General features: G+C 48.6%; 18 protein-coding genes, 1 tRNA gene and 1 pseudogene. 7 read left to right on the top strand and 13 right to left on the bottom strand.

The features are described from left to right. Nucleotides 1-278 precede the first annotated feature (278 nt). From AC3B6P_RS00415 to AC3B6P_RS00430, 4 genes are all read right to left on the bottom strand, one after another. On the bottom strand, nt 279-1,184 hold the full coding sequence (locus AC3B6P_RS00415) for a hypothetical protein (protein ID WP_489804193.1): 906 nt from the start codon (nt 1,182-1,184) through the stop codon (nt 279-281). Beyond that, nucleotides 1,165-1,728, bottom strand: a complete 564-nt coding sequence (locus tag AC3B6P_RS00420; protein WP_489804194.1) for a hypothetical protein — start codon at nt 1,726-1,728, stop codon at nt 1,165-1,167. The genes AC3B6P_RS00415 and AC3B6P_RS00420 overlap by 20 nt, the downstream gene beginning before the upstream one ends. Then, nucleotides 1,725-2,561 carry a hypothetical protein gene (locus AC3B6P_RS00425; protein ID WP_489804195.1) on the bottom strand — a complete coding sequence of 279 codons (837 nt, stop codon included), beginning with the start codon at nt 2,559-2,561 and terminating at the stop codon, nt 1,725-1,727. The genes AC3B6P_RS00420 and AC3B6P_RS00425 overlap by 4 nt, the downstream gene beginning before the upstream one ends. 159 nt (nt 2,562-2,720) lie before the next feature. Next, nucleotides 2,721-3,002 carry a hypothetical protein gene (locus AC3B6P_RS00430; protein ID WP_489804196.1) on the bottom strand — a complete coding sequence of 94 codons (282 nt, stop codon included), beginning with the start codon at nt 3,000-3,002 and terminating at the stop codon, nt 2,721-2,723. Between the two features lie 966 nt (nt 3,003-3,968). Here AC3B6P_RS00430 and AC3B6P_RS00435 point away from each other — a divergent pair. Together AC3B6P_RS00435 and AC3B6P_RS00440 are read left to right on the top strand one after the other, a co-directional pair. After that, the gene (locus AC3B6P_RS00435) at nt 3,969-4,763 is read left to right on the top strand and encodes a hypothetical protein (RefSeq protein ID WP_489804197.1); all 795 of its coding nucleotides are present in this window, start codon (nt 3,969-3,971) and stop codon (nt 4,761-4,763) included. 139 nt (nt 4,764-4,902) lie between these two features. After that, complete coding sequence (locus tag AC3B6P_RS00440; RefSeq protein WP_489804198.1) at nt 4,903-5,121, top strand: hypothetical protein; 219 nt, start codon at nt 4,903-4,905, stop codon at nt 5,119-5,121. Here AC3B6P_RS00440 and AC3B6P_RS00445 read toward each other — a convergent pair. Further along, a complete protein-coding gene (locus AC3B6P_RS00445) occupies nt 5,095-5,493 on the bottom strand; it encodes a type II toxin-antitoxin system death-on-curing family toxin (protein WP_489804199.1) in 399 nt (132 codons plus the stop codon). The genes AC3B6P_RS00440 and AC3B6P_RS00445 overlap by 27 nt on opposite strands. Next, nucleotides 5,493-5,720, bottom strand: coding sequence for an AbrB/MazE/SpoVT family DNA-binding domain-containing protein (locus AC3B6P_RS00450; protein WP_489804200.1), 228 nt, complete (start codon nt 5,718-5,720; stop codon nt 5,493-5,495). Before AC3B6P_RS00450 ends, AC3B6P_RS00445 begins: the two co-directional genes overlap by 1 nt. A gap of 201 nt (nt 5,721-5,921) precedes the next feature. Between AC3B6P_RS00450 and AC3B6P_RS00455 the strand changes: the two are divergent. Then, nucleotides 5,922-6,056 (top strand): annotated as a pseudogene (locus AC3B6P_RS00455) (PLP-dependent transferase); the annotation flags it as partial. Between the two features lie 56 nt (nt 6,057-6,112). Here the strand turns inward: AC3B6P_RS00455 and AC3B6P_RS00460 are convergent. Both AC3B6P_RS00460 and AC3B6P_RS00465 read right to left on the bottom strand, forming a co-directional pair. After that, nucleotides 6,113-6,295 (bottom strand): hypothetical protein, encoded by a 183-nt coding sequence (locus AC3B6P_RS00460; protein WP_489804201.1) that lies wholly within the window; start codon nt 6,293-6,295, stop codon nt 6,113-6,115. 231 nt (nt 6,296-6,526) lie between these two features. Next, nucleotides 6,527-7,399, bottom strand: coding sequence for a LysR family transcriptional regulator (locus AC3B6P_RS00465; protein WP_489804202.1), 873 nt, complete (start codon nt 7,397-7,399; stop codon nt 6,527-6,529). A 137-nt stretch (nt 7,400-7,536) separates the two neighbouring features. Here AC3B6P_RS00465 and AC3B6P_RS00470 point away from each other — a divergent pair, with 137 nt between their 5' ends. Genes AC3B6P_RS00470 through AC3B6P_RS00480 form a run of 3 tightly spaced genes read left to right on the top strand, consistent with a single transcriptional unit; the run spans nt 7,537 to nt 10,283 of the window. Next, nucleotides 7,537-8,622: a TQO small subunit DoxD gene (locus tag AC3B6P_RS00470; protein WP_489804203.1), complete on the top strand. Its 1,086-nt coding sequence runs from the start codon at nt 7,537-7,539 to the stop codon at nt 8,620-8,622. 36 nt (nt 8,623-8,658) lie between these two features. Next, nucleotides 8,659-9,264 (top strand): DsrE family protein, encoded by a 606-nt coding sequence (locus AC3B6P_RS00475; protein WP_489804204.1) that lies wholly within the window; start codon nt 8,659-8,661, stop codon nt 9,262-9,264. Between the two features lie 29 nt (nt 9,265-9,293). Beyond that, nucleotides 9,294-10,283: a substrate-binding domain-containing protein gene (locus tag AC3B6P_RS00480; RefSeq protein ID WP_489804205.1), complete on the top strand. Its 990-nt coding sequence runs from the start codon at nt 9,294-9,296 to the stop codon at nt 10,281-10,283. A gap of 167 nt (nt 10,284-10,450) precedes the next feature. Here the strand turns inward: AC3B6P_RS00480 and AC3B6P_RS00485 are convergent. After that, nucleotides 10,451-10,536: transfer RNA gene (locus tag AC3B6P_RS00485), tRNA-Tyr, on the bottom strand. 72 nt (nt 10,537-10,608) lie between these two features. Here AC3B6P_RS00485 and rlmB point away from each other — a divergent pair. Continuing rightward, entirely contained in the window at nt 10,609-11,418 is an 810-nt protein-coding gene (gene rlmB, locus AC3B6P_RS00490) for a 23S rRNA (guanosine(2251)-2'-O)-methyltransferase RlmB (RefSeq protein ID WP_489804206.1), read from the top strand. A 116-nt stretch (nt 11,419-11,534) separates the two neighbouring features. On the opposite strand, the gene AC3B6P_RS00495 is transcribed toward rlmB, so the two are convergent. The 4 genes from AC3B6P_RS00495 to AC3B6P_RS00510 form a co-directional block, all read right to left on the bottom strand. Then, a complete protein-coding gene (locus tag AC3B6P_RS00495) occupies nt 11,535-12,005 on the bottom strand; it encodes an SRPBCC family protein (RefSeq protein WP_489804207.1) in 471 nt (156 codons plus the stop codon). Between the two features lie 212 nt (nt 12,006-12,217). After that, nucleotides 12,218-13,306, bottom strand: a complete 1,089-nt coding sequence (locus tag AC3B6P_RS00500; RefSeq protein ID WP_489804208.1) for an alkene reductase — start codon at nt 13,304-13,306, stop codon at nt 12,218-12,220. Nucleotides 13,307-13,400: 94 nt separating this feature from the next. Further along, nucleotides 13,401-14,477 (bottom strand): alkene reductase, encoded by a 1,077-nt coding sequence (locus tag AC3B6P_RS00505; RefSeq protein ID WP_489804209.1) that lies wholly within the window; start codon nt 14,475-14,477, stop codon nt 13,401-13,403. A gap of 111 nt (nt 14,478-14,588) precedes the next feature. Beyond that, complete coding sequence (locus AC3B6P_RS00510) at nt 14,589-15,695, bottom strand: alkene reductase (RefSeq protein ID WP_489804210.1); 1,107 nt, start codon at nt 15,693-15,695, stop codon at nt 14,589-14,591. Between the last annotated feature and the right edge of the window lie 50 nt (nt 15,696-15,745).

Below are 15,745 nucleotides of genomic sequence, written 5' to 3' on the forward strand. Positions count from 1 at the left end.
GAGCAGCACTAGGACGAGCTTCCTCATTGCTTAAACCCGGATTAGCCTGCTTGCTGAAATCACATTTCATTCCTTCCGACACACCATATCGACACAACTCAGAAATGCGGACGCTAATATCAAGAGAAGCCTGGATTGACCGTCTCCTTGGGCATGAAAGCACCCAAAAAACCAAAAGGCCACGACCCATTTCAGACATTACGACTAAAAACCTCAGGCAGACTGTGGAAGGAGTGAGGTATCCGACACTCCACTTGAGGTATTATCTATTGATCACTTTACTCCAACATAAACGTGTCCAACGCGGCTTCATTGATAATGATTTTGTCCGCCTTCACTCCGTGGGCTACCGCCAAACCCACGCTACGGTCGATCAGGTTGGCGTTCAAGCGGAAGTCGAAGGCAGCATTAGTTATGCTGTTCAAGTGGTCAAGCTCGGCCGTGATAGCGGTAAGGACTTCCTTCAGCTTGCCATCCAGCTTGGACTTGAACGCTTCCATGTCGTTCAGAAGACACTGGGCGACCTTGTCGTTCTGGCCGGTGGTGAACTCAGCCACCATCTTGCCCGCTAGGCTGCCAATGACGGCACCCAGAATGGGAATCGGGATCAGCGCTTGGCCCACAGCTGTGGACACGCCAACAATAGCAGACTCCGCACAGACGATCATGCCTAAGTCAAAGAATTCACCGAAACTGATGTCGCCCTTGCGATAATCTTCAGCAAGCGAGGCCATGCCCTTGACCGCGCTTACGACGGCGGAAGCGAACGGAGCGGCCATCCCCGCATAATTGGTCATCAGGTAGATGGATCCGGCAGCTACAGCTCCCCCGGCCGCGCCTTTGATCGTATCGAGGCCAATCTCCTGCCAGTCAGCCGCAGTGAAGTCACCCTTGAAGACGTTCTTGCCTGCCCTATACTTGGCATAGAGGCCCGTCGCCATGGAGAGAGTACCGCCGACAGCTCCGCCCACGAAAGCGGCTTGTGCAACCCCCTGAAGCGACGGTTTGTGGTCGTCGACAATCTTGTCCTTCAGTTTCTCGTTCTTATTGGCGAGATTCTTCTGCTCATTGTCAAGCGTCGTGGGCACCTTGTATACTTGGACGTCTGAATAATCCACGACCGATGACTGGACTGTCTCGGAGAAGGGCTTGCCCGTCTGCTCCTCAATCTGCTTTACGAGCACCTTGATGGCTTGCTCGGTCGATGCCCTTCACACCCTCGATATGACCCCCATTCAGCAGGATCTGGATTGCTTCATAGGTATCCTTGGGGATGATGTAAAAAGAGCCATCTACAGTGAATCCCGGGTAGATATTGAGGTGCTTCAGGATATGGTTCAAGTTTGCGGAGATACCATTGATGAACTTGGACTGAACTCCGATTCCGTTAATTAAATAGTCGACCGGACCAGTGCGATGAACACCATCGAAGGTCGCTGTCATGGTTTCCTGGACTAAGGCTTGGCGGGCATTGCGGATACCGACCTCAACCTGTTCGGCGATCTCGCCGTGCTTCGTCAACTCACTGCCTAGGATGTTTTGGGGGCGAGATAGAAAGTCGCGCACCTTATCAATCTGGTTCAGCGCAGTATTGAACGCGGCATCCTGCGCAGCTAGCTTGCTGATTTCGTCGTGAAACCGGATCTCGTTGATGGCATGGACGACGATACCAGCGGCCTGATCCCGAACAAGGCGACGACCGCGGGTTTCGAAGGTTTCTACGGTCATGCTTGCACCTTCTTATTCAGGAGTTCGGACAGGGAATGGATGTGGTTAATAAGTGCGCCCAGCCACTCCTTCTGGACACTGCTGAACTCCAGGTAATTCTTTGGAGCTTGTTCCTTGAGCTGGGCCAGCATTACGGTGACACCGTCCACATGGCGTTCGGTCAGGTTGAACAAGCGATTGATTTCCAGCTTGGCCGCAATGAGCGCAGCGATCTGCGTCTGGATTTTCTTGGTTTCGGTGGCAGCCTTTTCGGCAATCGACCGGTTGCGACTACGGGCAAACAATCCAGCCGCCACTAAAGCAGCACCGCCAATGGTCCAGCCGACTGGCCCCGCCAATGCCAGGAACGCTTCACCCGCAGCAACGCCACCGCCACCAGTTGCCAAGGCCCCGCCTCCCAACCAGGCCAACGCAGCATTTATAGCAGCCGCCCCTGACAAGGTGGAGATCGCAGTGCCGGTGCTGGCAGTGCCAAACGTGGTGGCAATGGCCATGGCCGCGCTTGGAGCGAAAGCGGCAACACCGACGCCAGTAGCAACGCCCGCGGCCGCGCCAGCGCCAGCCTCGGTATTGACCTTAACGGCTTCTGCTTCGATGGTGGCGACAATCTCGTTGAAGGTCTTGAACTCGGACCGGTATTCGTAGAACGTCTGGTCAAATTCCTTAGGACTTCTGGCCAGAGTGCTTATGTAGCTCTCGACTTGGGTGATGATCTGCTCGCTGCTAGACCGGCGCAGTTCGAACAACCTTGTCGACGCTTCACCGATAGCTTTGGCGTCGGATTCATACTTGGCCTGAGCAGCCTTCAGAGCTGTGATGGCCTCTTTTTTCATAGAGCCATTAAAACTTTCCCTTGGTTGCAGCGCACGTTCGGCATCCCGCGCTCCAATGTTTGCGCAGGCACCGACGGCTAAAATGTTGAAATCGTCTACTGTTTAGACTCTAGGCTGTGGCACCATTCGACTGCGGCACAGGATCTCTTGAACAGCGCTTCATTCAGAGAAATAGGAGCCGTCTCCACATAGTCGCTCATCAGCTTGATCTGGGTGACAGTGCCCCCCGATAGAACGCGCCGTAATCCAGTCCCTACTTCGTTGAAATGTCGCCGCAGTACATCCCCGGACTTTTACAACACAGAGAGAAGTATTGTGCAAGTCTTGCTCACAGCGAAAAATCTGGCTCTGAGAAATGCTAAGATGAGTCGCTATTTCTTCTTGCGAGAGTTTGACGTCGGCTCTCATCTGAGCGAGGTCGTAAGATTGAAATGCAGTCATTTATGCCACTCCGCTCTAAGAGATGATTAACCTTTGAAATTATGCAATTCGACCATATGCGCCTGTCCGCATTATTTATTTGAATACTGACGAGTACAACCTAAAAAGACAACGCGAAGCACTATGATATATTACATGGTGAAACATTATTTTTACTGCGAAGGCAATCGAGTTTCCCCCAGACTCCTAGATCTATACTTAGGTTTTTTGAAGAGTTAATCAACAACCAATATACACAATAAGAATAGAGTGATTAAAATTAAACTTTTCTTGTATATATTCTCAATAGATATGCCAGCGATACCCACTTTAGACGACTGCCTGCTGGCTCAAGCAAGTGCATGGCAAGATCTTTGATAGCCTCGGGTAGGATTATAGGCGATCTGCTAGTGCTCTCAGCCGTCACGGGCCTTGACCTGACCGCTCGGCACAGTAGTACGGCAAATGCTAATAGCCATCATGAGCTCGAACCAGATAGGGCTGAAATTTCCTGTGTGGCCTGCCCGATAGGACGGCCTAGAGCCAGAAAGATATCGGCAGCCTCATACGCGCGATCCAAGTTACGTAGAAATACAGCTTATGATCTGCACGCCGTACGGATTGATGTTTACTTTCCGAAGCATCCACATGTGGCTCAGACATCTGACATAGAAGGCGTAAGGAGAGCATGTCTAAAATCTTTAATTCATACTGAGACATGTTCCCCCAAAGTCTTCTCAATTTTCAGTTCCAAAAATTTATTCTTTTTTCGTTCCTCGCATAGAACATAGATTACCTTAGTCTCCATAGTGTTCTGGTCAGGAATTAGGAGGAATGATGGATAACGCTAAAAACAGAATAAGAACGATCGTCGCTGAGATTCGAAATCTCGCCCCGACCATCGCGGAGCTAACACAACGGGTCAGAACGGTCATGACCGCACCACAGATCGCAGGCCTAGAAGGACGGGAGTGAGCGGAGACGCTATTGCCCTGCGAAATTGGGGCCGAAGCCCTTGACCGCTGTCAGATCCTAGTGGAGAACAACGTCGTTTTCTTGGAAACGCTCGGTCTCGTTTCTCTGACTAGGTACGTCTTCGAATTGCTCGTATGGCTCAGGACCATCCAGGCAACGCCCCTAAAATCTCTTCATTTTCTTGGTCTTGTGCTGAAGGACGGGGAAAATCACACCTCACAGCACATCGACCATCTAAAAGCCGAAGCTGAGTTCTTCGACGACCTCCAGAAGCGTGACAATTCGGTACCGAGCATAATGGCGCTACAAGAAGAGCATGGCGAGAACTTGACGGCTGAAATTGTCAGCGAAGCTAAAAACGCTCGGAAAGAAGTGATTGATAACGAAGCCCGACAGCATTTTACTGCCTACGCCGATGACGCCAAGGACAACGGCTATGGATACCAAGCTTATTTGATCAGGGCGAAGGCAGTAGTAGCCGCTGAGGAGGACCTCGAAACTTGGCGTCAAGCATGGTCAGACTTTGTCAATCGATATAGTCAATCACTTATTGACGAGGCTGGTGGCGTATCGAAGTGGAAATGGTTCAATTCCGCGAAGACGGTAGGTATGGAATCGGAATATCGGTACATATACCAGTATAGCTCGCGCCTCCTTCATGCCACTCCAACGAGCTTTTATACGGCTTCCAAGAATCTTGAACTCACCGAAATGCGGTTGTTCTTGGATTATGTCTATGTCCGCCTTCTGGACATAATAGACGTCGTCACTGACTTTGCAGTCCGTGCCGAAGCAAAATGTGGTTGAATCTCAAACTGATGCTACAATAAGGAGCAAAACAGTATTTAATTAGCGACTGACGGGTTCCGGTGAGAGACGGCATTTGCGCAGCATCATCGGAATGGCGCATTTTGGTCGGTAGGTGTCATGAACATGAGCGCTAAGAATGACTGCTTTCGGTTATCACTTCCCGATAACCGACATCCCACTTTCCCCAATTTCTGACATAAAGAGGGGGTTCACGGGGGAGAGCATTGCTCTCACCCTGACCAGTTTGCAAACCATTGCGGCGCAACGTGTCCGCTGGTTTGCACGGCTGGCTATCTTAAATATTGCGCCCCAACGTGCTGAGAAAACTTTAATGACAAATGAACTGCTGTCGTAACCAAACGGCAAATGCGTCCTCCTCCATATCACCTGAAGCAAGTGTCACCATAACTTCGACCGCCTCTGGTGCATGGACTTGAATATTTACCCCATTCACTCTCAGAAACAGCGTACAACAACTCCAGGCTGTCCGTTTGTTTGCATCATTAAAAGGGTGGTTACGAGCAATACCGTAAGCATAGGCAGCCGCCAGAGTAGCTATATCTGGCGCTTCACTCTCCGCATAATGCCAGCGGTTTTCTGGCCGGGCTAACGCGCTATGCAACAAGTCTTCGCTTTTGACGCCTTGTGTTCCGCCATATTCCCTGAGTGCTTGGTCATGCATAAACAGCACCACATCAAGTTCAAGAAAATCTGGTTTCTCCGTCATTACCGCTTAGCCAGTTCCTGAAGCACATCAGCCTGCTCTCTAAGCGTCTCACGCGCCATTTGCATCTGACGTTCCAGCTTCAAATTACGCTTCACCAGCTTGATGCCATCGGCCATCTCAACGAGCGTGAGTTCCTGCCCTACTTCCAGACCCAGCCGAATACGCGTTTCAGCAGGAAAGGTAATTCCGATAGAATTTCCCTGTTTCCGCACAATAACTGTTTCCATGACACATCTCCGTAATACAATCCGTATTACATAACAGAGACTATTGACGCTATTCAACAACCAAACACTTATAAGCAGCCCACTGAATTAAACTCTGCGCCAGTATCTTGACTACCCCACGGGTTTGCCCGCGCAGAAACCCGAAGTCCCCATGTGAAGAATGATTTCGTCTGAAATTATCATTCTGTTTCAACGGGTTACTTTATTATTTGCGACCAAAAAGAGCTAGCCAGCGGCGTGACACCAGGCTATGTCCGACTATCCGTTGGGCTGGAACATCCTGATGATATTATCGCCGATCTGGACCAAGCACTTGAGCAAGCACAGAAAGCCTGATTTTTTCTCTATGACGATGAAGAGATCATGATAATCTTCATGATCTCTTCTGTTTTTTACATCAGATCCGCCCCAGCAGGGACAGGAAAGTCAAAACTGGCAAGAACAACCTTCCCTTCTTCATTGCAGACACCAGTAATTAATATTTCAGATTTAACACCAGCAATATGTTTCGGTTCAAAATTACAGACACACAGAACCCGTTTGCCTATCAATGCCTCCACCGCGTAATGACCCATCAATTGCGCGCTGGATGTTTTAACCCCTAAAGGCCCAAATCCACTTTAATAATATAAGCCGGTTTTCTCGCCTTTGGATTAGGCTCAACCGCCTTGATAACCCCAACTTTCAAGCGAAGTTTTTCAAAATCAGACTATTCACTGTAATCAGGTTTCACATTACAGTTCTTCTGACATAGTAAAATCTTTCATTCAGATTTTTATTTTTTAGAGCAAGCTGTTTCAGCCTCCCTAAAGCAATTCATAAAACCTGCTAACAGCCTGGCTGACTCGCCGGTCCTTATGACGGATGATATAGTAATTTCGGTTCCCTAGCTCATAATCAAGACGGTGAATAACACCAGCCTGAAGACGGAATATAGCAGAACGATCTGTTTCAGCAGTCATGAGCTCACCTTCTTCGACAGCTTCAAGGACAGAATCATTGGAGGGTAGTCCTAATCTGATCGTCAAATCAGAAAGCTCAAGATCAAATTGCGCCTTTAAGGCATTAGCAACAAAATTCCTAGTTCCGGAACCTTCTTCCCGCAAAACCCATTTTGCCTCCAAAAGATCCTTACGATCTGGCACACGCCCGGAGAGGAAATGCGTGGGAGCTACATAAAAACCAAAACTGTCGCCCTTTATCACCTGTACATCCAGTAAATCCTCTTGTACGTCCCCCTCAATGACACCCATATCCGCTTCACCTGCAAGAACATGCTCAATAGCCTGGGTTGTATTACCTGCCATCAATTTGAGATTAAGACCGGGATGCTCTGAGGCAAAACGCGCCATATAGCGGGGAAGATAGCAAGTTGCCACGGTCTGACTTGCTGCAATGGACAAGGAACCACGCACTAAACCGGACAGTTCATCGAATAGGTGAGCTGCTTCTTTTGCCTTCACCAAAATAGCTTGTGCCTCAGGTAAAAAGAGTCGGCCAGCTACGTTAAGTTCCAGTCTGCGACCGATACGATCAAATAGTTTTGTATCATATCTATTTTCCAGCGCAGCGATCGCGGCACTTACCGCTGGCTGAGTCAGATATAATTTCTCGGATGCCTGGCGCATATTGAGCGTTTCAGCCACTGCAACGAAAATACGTAACTGTTCTAAAGTCATTTCAATGATTAATTTATTTTATTGAAAATATGAATATAATATATTGGATTTATTATTTAAAATCAACAATGATCTCGGATGTGAAATATTTTCTTTCTTATTAAAGAAAAAGACGTAATAGTCTCCGGAGAACATTCGTGAATTCTGAAGAAAACATGATGAATACCCAAGAAATTCCAAAAACAAATGAAAAAGCCTCGTGGCTCTATTTCGGCCTGGGGCTTCTTTCCGTACGTTTCATTCAGGGGTTTATTTACTGGGGAGGTGGCTCACGCCGCTTTATCTATGCTCCCTATAAACTGAATCCTGCCCATCATCCATGGATGGCCAATAAATTTCAGACAGCCATGCCCGGTGCCCTTTTAGGGACGGAACATCTGGTCAGCTTTGTACTGCAACATTTCTGGCTCCTTTATATATCAACCATTTTATTCAGTGCCGCGGAGCTTTTCGTCGGTCTGGCTTTGATGGTTGGTTTCTTAACCAGACTTTCTGCCCTCATTTCCATGGGGTTCGCCGTCTTCCTGATGCTTCTTTTTGGGTGGCAGGGTGCAACATGTATTGATGAATGGACCATGGCCGCCTGCAACCTGGCAATGGGTGCGACCATATTGCTGGCAGGCGGAAAAGCTTATTCGATCGATAATTACCTTCTGACACGCAAACCTGCTTTGGCGCAGAAATCATGGTTTAGGCTAGCAAGTGGAGCTCTCCCACTGGATATGTTCCCTCCAAAAACCCTGAAAAAGATTGGTCTCTGGGTTTTTGCGTTTGTCGCCTTATTTGATGTGACGACTTATAGCCATTATCGCGGTTCGGTTATCACACCATTCCATGGTGGCCCTGTCAGTCCAAGTGTGCATCATCTCACTCTGGATCATGCTATAGTTGACGAACAGGGAAATGTGCGTTTCCATGTCTACCTTGACGCTGGCACGCCTGAGGCACGAGTACATGTTGTCCGTGCCACTTTGCTTGATGAGCAGAAAAAACCCATTTTACAGTGGGACGAAAGCGCTCTTTCCGCCCTGCCACCATCCGCTTTTGTCAATGACTATAATTACAACAAATTTGGCCCCGGTCCCTTTGGGATCAGAGCGCCTATGGGTGCAAAAGCAACCATTACGCTTCCTTGTCCAGAAGGTCAGGACTGCTCGAAAGCTGTTGCCGTCAGCCTAACTGATGTGGATGGAAAATCCTTTAGTGCAAATTTCGGAAAATAAAACCTGACCTTTATTTATTCAAACAGGAAATTACTTATGAAACGCTTTACGACCTTATCTGCCATGCTCCTTGCTGCAACGGGGCTTTTTTACCAAACCTCCTTAAGCACAGCATGGGCTGATGAAACCGCCCCAAAAAACACTGCCTCATCCGAGGAGCAGCCCGGTTTCTGGACGACCCCTACGATTCATAATTACGGCAAGATCCACGTACTAAACCAGACAGCTTACAGACCAGATCCAAGCAAGACTTACAAAATCATTTTCATGCTGACTCATGGTGGAAAAGACCCAGGCAAGGTCAATAACGGACTTGATCATGTTGCACGTATGGTCAATCTCTATACAGCCGCGGGAGTTCCGCTAAATCACCTGAAAATTGTCGCTGTCATTTCAGCCAAGGCAACATCTCTTGTTCTGAAAAACGATGCTTATCGTGCCCTTTATAAAGTTGATAACCCCAACCTTCCCCTGATCTCTGCATTACGTAAGGCAGGAGTTGACGTCACTGTCTGTGGTCAGGCCATGCCCGAAAATCATTTTGATTACAGCCAGATCAGCAAAGACGTGACCCTGTCCTACTCATCACTTCTTACAGTGAGCATCCTTGAACAGCAGGGTTATGGCTTCATGCCATTTTAAGAATGAAGCCTCATAAAGGAATCTTCAGAATGAATTATTTCAAACCACTTCTGGCAGCACTGGTCATGGTTTCCACGTCACTGGGCGGACTTTCCGCCCAGGCTGAAACGGCGCCTTCCACCACAACCTCCCAGAAAGACTTTTTTCCACCCTGGCAGAATGGCTCTAATAATGACGTTTCTGACCGTGGACTGAACTTCACAATATCAGATGCTGATAATCTGGCTGACTTTCACGGGAACCCTGCAAAACCTTCTCTCTCACTCTTTGTTGGGGGGAATTATTATTTTGCCATGGCGCCCCTGGTCGCTGCCTTTGAGAAACGCTACCCTGAATATACGGGCCATATTTACTGGGAAACAATTCCTCCAGGCCGTTTAGTTGAGCAGATCAAGGCAGGCGGTACAATTACAGTCGGAAATATGACCTGGACTGTCAAACCTGACCTTTACCTTGCCGGCATGAAAGCTGTTTCAAAACAGGTTGAGGCTGGACTTCTGGTCGGTCCCGCAGTGCCTTATGTCACGAATAATCTGACAATTATGGTCCCAGCCAATAACCCAGCCAAGATTAAAGGGCTGACTGACCTGGGCCGTACGGATATTACACTGGCCATGCCTGACCCTGCCTATGAAGGAATCGCCCGTCAGATCAAATCTGCCCTGACAAAAGCAGGTGGTGAAGAACTTGCCCAGAAGGTTTATGAAACAAAAGTCGCACAGGGTTCAACGATCTTGACCCGTATCCATCACCGCCAGACTCCTTTATGGCTCATGCAGGGCAAGGTTCAGGCAGGCGTGACCTGGCAGTCTGAAGCAATGTTCCAGGAAAAAGCTGGGCATCCTATTAAATCTGTTGCAATCCCAGAGAACCAGAATGCAACAGCCATTTACGCAGGCGCTCTTGTAAAAGACGCTCCACACCCTGAAGCAGCCAAGCGGTGGCTCGACTTTATCCGCTCACCTGAAGGGCTAGCCATTTTCGAAAGCTATGGCTTCAAACCCTATCAAAAGAAATAAGAACGACTGACAAGCAAAATAGTTACGCCTTCTTAGATAGAATCTAAGGAGGCGTTTTTCATATTCAGGATAAAACCACCATAACATGGTGCTGTCAGAAACATTGGATATGAAGACGAGACATTCTAGTAATGTCTGCTACTCAATCTCTATATTTTTCATGAAAATGGTGGAGGGGGTTGGATTCGAACCAACGTAGGCGTACGCCAGCGGATTTACAGTCCGCCCCCTTTAGCCACTCGGGCACCCCTCCACGAAGGATGGGCGTTTAATAAATGTCATTTCGCTCTATGTCAATAAAGATAAGCCTATTATAGAGAGGTTTATGGCTAGAAAAATTTCATCCCGTCCCCCCCGCTCCCTTTCCTCTGTGCCTGATCTTTCACGCCGAGGAGATAAACATTCCCAGACACGCCAGCGCTCAAGCGCTATGGCAAAAGGTGATTACTGGATTTACGGTCTTCACACCGTGACAGCTGCACTCGAAAATCCACACCGGAAAGCCCATGAATTATTGGCAACACGTGAAACTGCCGCACATCTGCCAGAATCTGCTTCCTTACAGCCACGCATTGTCACGCGTGAACAGCTTGATACGCTTTGCGGACGTGATGCGGTGCATCAGGGTGTCTGCCTCCATGTCTCTCCCCTTGAACCACTGACCATTGAAGAAGCCCTTGAGCGTGACGGACCCATTCTTGTGCTCGATCAGGTCACAGACCCCCGCAATATCGGGGCTATTTTGCGTTCTGCCGCTGCTTTCGGCGCGGCAGGCGTTCTAGTGCAGGACCGCAATACCCCCCCAGAAACCGGCACAATGGCCAAAGCTGCTTCTGGCGGGCTGGACATTGTTCCTCTTCTTAGGGAAACAAATCTCGCGCGCGCACTGGCACAGTTACAGAATGCAGGACTGTGGGTCATTGGCCTGGATGCAGGCGGAACCCCCTTGCACCGTGACACTTTGGGAGACCGCCGCGTAGCCCTTGTTCTGGGGGCAGAAGGAACAGGCCTGAGACGCCTCACCCGCGAAACATGCGATGAAATCGCCTCCATCCACATGCCTGGCACCATGGAAAGCCTGAACGTCTCCAACGCCTCCGCTGTTGCTCTTTATGAGCTGACGCGACCACTATAAACGGCATAAATTACAGCACAGCTGGAGAAAACTAGCACTGCCACATGGAATTTTATGATGCAGTGCTGGCTGAAAGGCCCGTAAAACCTTTCACAATTATATTTTACAAACTTTCCCTATGAACGCGGCGTGTAATAAGGGCCTTTTTGTTCATTAGCAAGAATGCGTTCAACCAACGCCTTGAGTGCATTAATGGATTGCATCTCGGTATCATGTGTAACGGCCTCCTTGCATGCAACTGCTGCCTCCGTCTTTGAATCCTTGGGGGTGTCAACTGTTCTGCTAAACAAGGTACCGTTTGGCGTGGCTGAAAATTTATAACTAATCGTGTTGGGATTCCCTTCCTGACCGATCGTAACACGCTTTCCTTCCTCGAAATCAACAACATGCCAGGTAAGCTCCTGAGTACCCTCAGGGGTGCGAATAAATTCCGTGAATTTATCTCCGGGGCGAAAAGGCCGCTGCGTAGTACCTGTAACCGCTCTTGTAAGCACATGCCACTCTGGCCAGAAACGTGCTTGAGTAATAATATCAAACACCGCCTGGACCGGCCCATTAATTTCAACTTCAATAGGAATGACAGACATATACTAAAATCCCCTTATTGTAGGAAAATACAAACACCTACAGATATAAGACTTGTCTTAAAGCTATATTTACGGCGCTTTGATTACAGTTGATCAGGATCAATGAGAGCAGTTTTGATGCCAATTAAGGTTTCTTCACTCTTCGCTAAAAAATAAAACAGCCCCAGTCTTTGCAGAACCTGGGGCTGTTTGTAAAAATTTACTCCTGATTATCAGGGCGCAAAGGGATAATCCGTATAGCCTTTTGCTCCAAGCTCAGCGCCATACCATGTTTCCATGACGTCTTTCTGAAGAGGCAGTTTTTCTTTTAGGCGGCGCACAAGGTCAGGATTGGCGATGTATTTACGCCCGAAACTGATGGCATCAGCACGTCCTGTTTCAACGGCTTCTTCCGCCTCTTCCGGGGTGTAATCCTGATTCAGCACGAGAGGATTTTTGAAGATCTTGCGGATTTGAGGTGAGAGTTTTGGCTGATCTGTTGTTTCAGCAAAAGTGAAGTCACTCACAGGACGCGATTCACGCAGCTCCAGCCAGGCGAGACCAAGTTCCTGCAACATTTTTACAGCCGGGATATAAACAGCCTCGGGGTTACTGTCTTTCGTCCCCTGCACTTCCCCATTAGGGGAGAGACGGACACCCACTTTATCAGCACCAACAGCCTTGATGACAGCTTCTGTCACTTCACGCAGCAGACGGATACGGTTTTCAGGCGACCCACCATATTCATCAGTCCGGTAATTTGTACCATCACTCAGAAACTCGTGAATCAGATAACCATTAGCAGCGTGAATCTGGACACCGTCAAACCCAGCCCTGATCGCGTTCTTTGCCGCTTTTGCATAATCTTCAATGATTCCAGGAATTTCGTCCAACCTCAGGGCGCGAGCCTCTTCATATGGCTGTTTCCCTTCATAGGTGTGAATATAACGCGGAGCCGTTGAAGGTGATGGCGCGACTGGTTGCTCACCTGTCACAGAAGAATGAACCATACGGCCCATATGCCAGAGCTGGCAGACAATCTTACTGCCTTTATCATGCACAGCCTTGACGATTGGTTTCCAGGCCTCAATCTGTTCGTCATTCCAGATACCAGGAGCATTAATCCAGCCCAGCCCCTGGCGGGAAATTCCCACCGCTTCGGAAATAATCAGTCCGGCAGTTGCGCGCTGGGTATAATATTCCACCATCATGGGCGTAGGCACACAGGCCTTTGTAGCCTTGGCCCGTGTCAATGGGGCCATAAAAACACGGTTGGCAGCATGAATGGCCCCCAGCTGAATAGGGTCAAATAAAGTCGGCATAAAACATCTCCCTGAAAGTGATAGATATTGTTCTATAATATTCGAACTATATATCCTCATTCTTCCTTGTCAAGATTCCTGCTTTGCCTGTGAGTTACGGCGCAAGGGGATAATCAAGATATCCTTTAATATTCTGCGGTCCATTATAGAGATTTTCAAAATCCACAGGCTGAAAAGGCAAATTCTCTTTCAAGCGGCGAACAAGGTCTGGATTGCTGATGAGAGGGCGTCCGAAGCTGATCGCATCTGCCAGACCGGCTTCAACCGCTTTCTCCGCATTATCATGACCATAACTCTGATTGAGAATAAGAGGATTATGAAAGATCTTGCGGATTTCCGGGGATAAGGGCGGTTGATCTGTTGCCGGCTCGCTTGTAGCAGTCAGCTCACGCAATTCAAGCCAGGCAATCCCCAGATTTTGAAGCATTTTCACCACAGGAATATAGATCTCTGCAGGATGACTATTACCGGCCCCCTGAATTACGCCATTAGGCGACAGGCGGACACCAACCCTCTCCGCCCCAATAGCGTGACAGACCGCCTCGGTCACTTCATGAAGCAGTTTCATACGGTTTTCAGCTGAACCACCATAAGTATCTGTACGGTGGTTGGTACTATTACTCAGAAACTCATGAAGCAGATAGCCATTGGCTGAATGAATCTGCACCCCATCAAAACCAGCTTTCAGCGCATTTCGGGCCGCTCGGGCATAGGCTTCAATGATAGATGGAATTTCATCCAGTCCTAAAGCACGGGCCTCTTCATAGGACTTTTTACCTTCATAGGTATGAATATACCCTTGTGCTGCTGAAGGAGAAGGTGCGACTGGCTGCTCACCACTATTTACAGAATGAGCCATACGACCCATATGCCAGAGCTGGCAGACAATCTTTCCCCCTTTATCATGCACTGCCTTGACGATTGGTTTCCAGGCCTCAAGCTGCTCTTCATTCCATATACCGGGGGCATTCATCCACCCCAGGCCCTGACGGGAAACGCCTACCGCTTCAGAAATAATCAGTCCAGCCGTAGCGCGTTGCTCATAATATTGAACCATAAGAGCAGTCGGCACGCCCTCTCTCGTCGCTTTGGCCCGTGTCAACGGAGCCATCACAATACGATTAGAGGCTTTAACTGGACCATAGGAAATAGGGTCAAAAAGGGTTGGCATATAGCTCCTCAGAGATCGGACTGACGGCCCACTCTAATTAGAAATGGACAGGATATAAAAAAACCCAGGCCCCTATAAACAAGGCCGGGGTTATTATAACGGGTCCTGCAACTATCGATCATAAAAAGGATAATCCGTATATCCTCTTCCCCCAAGCTCTGCGCCATACCAGAGCTTACTGGCATCTCTCTGGACATCATCTTTCAGGATGGGAAGGTCCTCTTTCAGACGGCGCACCAGATCAGGATTGGAAATAAACCAGCGTCCAAAGCTGATGGCATCAGCACGTCCGGCAATAACAGCCTCTTTGGCACTTTCTTCCGTATAATCCTGATTCAGCACAAGTGGGTCCGTAAAAACCTTACGAATCTCAGGTGATAATTTGGGCTGATCTGTAGATTCATCTCCAGCAAATGTACTATGTGTACTTGATTCACGCAGCTCAAGCCAGGCAATCCCCAGATCCTGCAACATTTTTGCTGTCGGAATAAAAACTGTCTCGGGATGGCTATCAACATTACCCATAACCCGACCATTAGGAGAAAGCCTTACCCCTACGCGCTCAGCGCCAATCGCCTCTATGATCGCTTGAGTCACCTCACGAAGGAATCTCATACGATTTTCCGGTGTGCCACCATATTGGTCAGTCCTGTGATTACATCCATCACGCAAGAATTCATCTATCAGATAGCCATTAGCCGCATGGATCTGAATCCCATCAAACCCGGCTTTAATCGCGTTTTCAGCAGCCTGAGCGTAATCAGCCACAATGGCAGGAATTTCATCTAGTCTTAAAGCACGGGCTTCTTCATAAGGTTTTTTACCCTCATAAGTATGGATCATTCCTGGTCCAGTAGAGATAGAGGGTGCCACAGGTTGCTCACCAGTCGTGGATGAATGAACCAGACGTCCCATATGCCAGAGCTGACAGACGATTTTACCACCTTTCTCATGAACAGCCTTTGTAATGGGTTTCCATCCCTCAATCTGGGCATCATTCCAGATTCCTGGTGCGTTGATCCATCCTAATCCCTGACGGGAAATCCCTGTTCCTTCAGAAATAATTAGTCCGGCCGTCGCACGCTGGGCGTAATATTCCACCATAACAGATGTCGGGACGCTATCGCGCCCAGCCCGCCCCCGCGTTAAGGGTGCCATAAAAACACGGTTTGAAGTTGTAATAGCCCCGATGGTTAGAGGATCAAATAAAGTCGGCATATTTACGACCCCTTCTCGTCCTTTAGCCCATTCACAAAGAAGAAAGATGG

It is taken from the genome of Aristophania sp. ESL1142 (assembly GCF_058107345.1).

What these genes read in the sequence shown, in the direction of transcription:
- AC3B6P_RS00475 (WP_489804204.1), top strand. Translation starts at nt 8,659, where the DNA reads ATGAAACGCTTTACGACCTTATCTGCCATGCTCCTTGCTGCAACGGGG.
- AC3B6P_RS00420 (WP_489804194.1), bottom strand. Translation starts at nt 1,728, where the DNA reads ATGACCGTAGAAACCTTCGAAACCCGCGGTCGTCGCCTTGTTCGGGAT.
- AC3B6P_RS00440 (WP_489804198.1), top strand. Translation starts at nt 4,903, where the DNA reads ATGACTGCTTTCGGTTATCACTTCCCGATAACCGACATCCCACTTTCC.
- AC3B6P_RS00505 (WP_489804209.1), bottom strand. Translation starts at nt 14,477, where the DNA reads ATGCCAACCCTTTTTGACCCTATTTCCTATGGTCCAGTTAAAGCCTCT.
- AC3B6P_RS00460 (WP_489804201.1), bottom strand. Translation starts at nt 6,295, where the DNA reads ATGGGTCATTACGCGGTGGAGGCATTGATAGGCAAACGGGTTCTGTGT.
- AC3B6P_RS00425 (WP_489804195.1), bottom strand. Translation starts at nt 2,561, where the DNA reads ATGAAAAAAGAGGCCATCACAGCTCTGAAGGCTGCTCAGGCCAAGTAT.
- AC3B6P_RS00495 (WP_489804207.1), bottom strand. Translation starts at nt 12,005, where the DNA reads ATGTCTGTCATTCCTATTGAAGTTGAAATTAATGGGCCGGTCCAGGCG.
- AC3B6P_RS00510 (WP_489804210.1), bottom strand. Translation starts at nt 15,695, where the DNA reads ATGCCGACTTTATTTGATCCTCTAACCATCGGGGCTATTACAACTTCA.
- AC3B6P_RS00465 (WP_489804202.1), bottom strand. Translation starts at nt 7,399, where the DNA reads ATGACTTTAGAACAGTTACGTATTTTCGTTGCAGTGGCTGAAACGCTC.
- AC3B6P_RS00450 (WP_489804200.1), bottom strand. Translation starts at nt 5,720, where the DNA reads ATGGAAACAGTTATTGTGCGGAAACAGGGAAATTCTATCGGAATTACC.
- AC3B6P_RS00500 (WP_489804208.1), bottom strand. Translation starts at nt 13,306, where the DNA reads ATGCCGACTTTATTTGACCCTATTCAGCTGGGGGCCATTCATGCTGCC.
- AC3B6P_RS00430 (WP_489804196.1), bottom strand. Translation starts at nt 3,002, where the DNA reads ATGACTGCATTTCAATCTTACGACCTCGCTCAGATGAGAGCCGACGTC.
- AC3B6P_RS00445 (WP_489804199.1), bottom strand. Translation starts at nt 5,493, where the DNA reads ATGACGGAGAAACCAGATTTTCTTGAACTTGATGTGGTGCTGTTTATG.
- AC3B6P_RS00480 (WP_489804205.1), top strand. Translation starts at nt 9,294, where the DNA reads ATGAATTATTTCAAACCACTTCTGGCAGCACTGGTCATGGTTTCCACG.
- rlmB (WP_489804206.1), top strand. Translation starts at nt 10,609, where the DNA reads ATGGCTAGAAAAATTTCATCCCGTCCCCCCCGCTCCCTTTCCTCTGTG.